At 62.1% G+C, this 3,638-nt stretch carries 4 protein-coding genes; 2 read left to right on the top strand and 2 right to left on the bottom strand.

Features of this window, described 5'->3' with window-relative positions; all coding sequences use genetic code 11:
• A partial coding sequence (locus tag U1E69_RS09920) for a M23 family metallopeptidase (protein WP_322244218.1) occupies nucleotides 1–717 on the top strand: 717 nt, incomplete at its 5' end.
• Nucleotides 714–1,190: a DUF411 domain-containing protein gene (locus U1E69_RS09915; RefSeq protein ID WP_108437550.1), complete on the top strand. Its 477-nt coding sequence runs from the start codon at nucleotides 714–716 to the stop codon at nucleotides 1,188–1,190. The genes U1E69_RS09920 and U1E69_RS09915, both read left to right, overlap by 4 nt.
• 66 nt (nucleotides 1,191–1,256) lie before the next feature.
• Here U1E69_RS09915 and U1E69_RS09910 read toward each other — a convergent pair whose 3' ends face one another.
• On the bottom strand, nucleotides 1,257–1,778 hold the full coding sequence (locus tag U1E69_RS09910; protein ID WP_230426604.1) for a TlpA family protein disulfide reductase: 522 nt from the start codon (nucleotides 1,776–1,778) through the stop codon (nucleotides 1,257–1,259).
• Nucleotides 1,779–1,836: 58 nt separating this feature from the next.
• Nucleotides 1,837–3,327: a multicopper oxidase family protein gene (locus tag U1E69_RS09905; protein WP_322244217.1), complete on the bottom strand. Its 1,491-nt coding sequence runs from the start codon at nucleotides 3,325–3,327 to the stop codon at nucleotides 1,837–1,839.
• Between the last annotated feature and the right edge of the window lie 311 nt (nucleotides 3,328–3,638).

The following is a 3,638-nucleotide window of genomic DNA, read 5'->3' as shown; positions in this document are numbered from 1 at the left end:
GTTGACCTGACGGCGCTGCTTGCGGGTCAGGTCGATTTTAGACGCGACCTCAAAGGCGGAGAAACTTTCGCTCTTGTCTGGCAGGAAGATCAGCTGCCCGATGGGAGCATCGCGGGCGAGCCGCGCCTGAGTTACGCGCGGTTGGAGCTTCGCGATCGCGTCCTCGAACTCGTTGCGACCGAAGCCGCCGGCCCGGTCATCGTCTTTGAAGATGGCGAAGCCGTGCAGCGTTCAGCGGCACCCATCCTTGGTGCACGACTGTCGTCCGTCTTTGGGCGCCGGAACCATCCCGTGTTGGGTGGGGTTCGCATGCATACCGGGATCGATTACGCGGCACCCGTGGGCACCGAAGTCTCGGCGACCGGCGCCGGTCGGGTGATCTTTGCGGGCTCGATCCGCGGCTATGGCACCACGATCGACATTGATCACGGCGGTGGGGTCGTGACGCGATATGCGCATCTTTCAGAGATCGCCGAAGACGTTCGCGTGGGGTCACGGGTCAAGGCGGGAGACGAGATTGGCGCGGTCGGCGCGACAGGGCTCGTGAGCGGCCCCAACCTTCACTACGAAGTTCGTGTCGACGGCAGACCGGTCGATCCTAAAGACCAGGACGCCTTGCCGGAACAGGAGATTGCTTCGGCAGATGATCTCAATGCGCTCGCCACCTGGCGCAGCGAAACTGGCTTCATTTCAGGAACTGACGGAGAACGCGGATGAACAGATATTTGATCGGACGCCGCGAGGTCATCCTTGCAGCAACAGCATTTGCCGTAACCCCTGCCGCCAAAGCTAAGGCAGAGGAAGAACCGCCAATCCATGTCGTCAAGGGGCGTGGCTGCGAGTGCTGTGAAGCATGGGTCGACTATCTGCGGGAGCAAGGCTTCACCGTGACCGATGAAGTTTCGATGGGCACGCTGTTGATCCGCTTCAAGATGGATCAGGGAGTTCCGGTCAAGGCGTTTTCCTGCCACACGGGAACGGTCGAAGGCTATGCGCTTGAGGGCCATGTTCCCGCCGCAGACATCCGGCGGTTGCTGGCTGAGCGTCCCGACGCTGTCGGACTTGCCGTGCCCGACATGCCTTACGGCTCGCCCGGCATGGGGTCTGAAGACAGCCGCGATGCCTACGATGTAGTACTGATCCGGCGCGATGGCGGCCTAGAGGTTTACACCAGCTATCCGGCCGCCTGATATCACATCATTGCTTGCGGATTCCGATCATTGCCTTCGCGCTCTTCGGCCGACACAACAGACCAGTCAAAAGGCACCGACGATCTGTTCGACGGCGTCGTCGCTGTCCCAAGCGAACGGACCTTGTAGCCGTCCGATCTCGCGGCTTTGACGGTCAATCAGAAGCGTTGTCGGCAGCCCGATAAAGGCCAGGGCAAGCTGAACCCTTAATGGCTCAGCCCAATAGAGCGGCAGAGCGTCCAGACCGATCTCGTCATAGAACTGTCGGCCCCGGCCAATCCCAGCGTCATCAATGCAAAGAGGCAGGACCGCGAAATCCGCGCCGCCGAGCCGTTTTTCAAGTCGCTCAAGCATCGGCATCTCTTCCCGACAGGGCGGGCACCACGTCGCCCAAATGTTCAAAAGGATCACCCGTCCGGCGAAGTCGTCGAGATACCGGGTGGTTCCTTTCTCATCCAGGATCGGGGGTGAAAGCAGTTGCTGAGGGTCGCTCCGAAGTCGGAATGGAGGCCGAGCCTCAGCCGGAGTTGCGAGATAGGGCATGGCGAGGCCGACGAGTACCGACCGGCGGCAGATATGGGTGAGCATGGCGTGTTCCCCGTAAAAAGGCCCGGACCCGCAGACTGGCTGCAGGTCCGGGCGCGCTTCAGGCTGAAACCGCGAACTCGGTCATCATGCCGGTCGAGAGGTGGGGCATATGGTGGCAATGCAGCATCCAGCGCGCGGCTTCACCTGCGTCCAACGCAACCGTCACCATGCCCATCGGCGGCACATGCACGGTGTCGCGTACCGCACCTGCAAAGCGCGCGCCACCAGTGCCGACCACCTGAAACGCGTGACCGTGCAAGTGCATGGGATGCGCCATCATCGACATGTTGTGGAACGTGATCTCTACCCTTTCGCCGGATTTCGCGTTGACAGGGACATGGTTGCCCCAGGTCTGGCCGTTGATCGTCCAGACATATGGCATCATCGACCCGCCTAACATCAGCATGGGCTGCGATACGGGCGCACGTTCCGGCAGCGGAGAGATGGCGCGCAGCGCACCTTCCTGCGCCAGATCGCCGCTGAAGGCGGGATGGTATCCCTCCGACCTGTCGGCAACCCTAGTCACCGTCGCACCCGGAGTGGCGAGGATCAAACCCGTCCTTTCTTTGGCACCCTCGCGTAAGGCGAGGATCGGGAAGGCCCCGCCCCCGCCCGGTACATCCAGTTCGATGTCGAGCCGCTGGCCCATGGCGACGCCGAAGCGGCTGCCGGGCATGGGATGCACCGGCCCGCCATCGACAGCGACAAGCAGCCCCGGCAAGACGCCGGTGTCGATCCAGAACACGGTTGCGGCCGCGGCGTTGATCACGCGGACGAGGATCCGACCACCCTTGTCCACTTGCGCGACTTCGGGGTCATCCAGCGTCCGGTCGTTGGCGAGATAGGCATCGAAATTGTAATCGTTCAAGTCCATCGCCATGCCGTCAATGCCCGGCATCGCCATCATGCCGCCCTGCCCCATGGCACCCATTTCCATCCCGGAGTGGTCCATGCCGCCCATACCTGTGCCGCCCTGCCCCATCTGGCTGTGATCCATTCTGGCCATTGATGCGCCGCCGGTGATCTCCGCCAGCACCTCGGCGGGCGGCTTGAACGCAAAGTCGTGCAGGAACAGCGTCACCTCCTGCCGGTCAGCTGCAACGTCCTCGGGCCGCCGCACGATCAGCGGCGCTGCCAGCAGCATCATTTCGTGCGCCGGAATATGCGCATGCATCCAGTGTGTGCCGGCCCTCGCGGGAAAGTCATAGGCCCGGGTTTCGCCTGGTTGCAGCACTGGCATCGGCATGTCTGGGACGCCGTCTTGAGCATTATCCGGGATCTGCCCATGCCAATGGATGATGGTCGGATCGGCTAGCGAGTTCGTCAGATCGACGGCAAAGCGCTGCCCCGGATCCAAGACGAGGCCCGACTGGCCATTGCTACCAAGGAGTCCCCAGACGGAGGCGGCTCTGCCGCGCACGTCGATTGTGCGGGTGGTGGCGGTCAAGGACAGCCGACTGGATTGAGCCCGGACCCGGCTGGGAAGCAAAAGGGAAGCAGCCGAAGCCGCAGTCGTGGCTAGAAAGCCGCGGCGAGTGAGAGGCGACATGTAAATTCTCCTGAATATCGCAATATGCGTTAGACTTGTGGCCATTGGCCGAGGCCAGAACCACCAATTCAGATCACCTCGATCTTGAGAGGCCGCCCGAGGTGCACAATTGCGAGCGACGGGCAGCGCAAAGGGTGTTGTCCTAGCGAATGGCCGGTGCCGCCGGTGAGGCTGGGCAACCCTCTTCGATCTACCAACCCTCTTACCTGCAGCTCTTGGTTCTTCACAGATCAACCCTCCGCAGACGTAATGCATTGGTGATAACGGAGACCGACGACAGGCTCATCGCCGCGGCTGCGATCATCGGCGAC

The sequence above is a fragment of the Tabrizicola sp. genome, from assembly GCF_034366665.1.
Lineage (GTDB): Bacteria > Pseudomonadota > Alphaproteobacteria > Rhodobacterales > Rhodobacteraceae > Tabrizicola.
This window is presented reverse-complemented; position numbering and strand designations above follow the sequence as displayed.

What these genes read in the sequence shown, in the direction of transcription:
- U1E69_RS09915 (WP_108437550.1), top strand. Translation starts at nt 714, where the DNA reads ATGAACAGATATTTGATCGGACGCCGCGAGGTCATCCTTGCAGCAACA.
- U1E69_RS09910 (WP_230426604.1), bottom strand. Translation starts at nt 1,778, where the DNA reads ATGCTCACCCATATCTGCCGCCGGTCGGTACTCGTCGGCCTCGCCATG.
- U1E69_RS09905 (WP_322244217.1), bottom strand. Translation starts at nt 3,327, where the DNA reads ATGTCGCCTCTCACTCGCCGCGGCTTTCTAGCCACGACTGCGGCTTCG.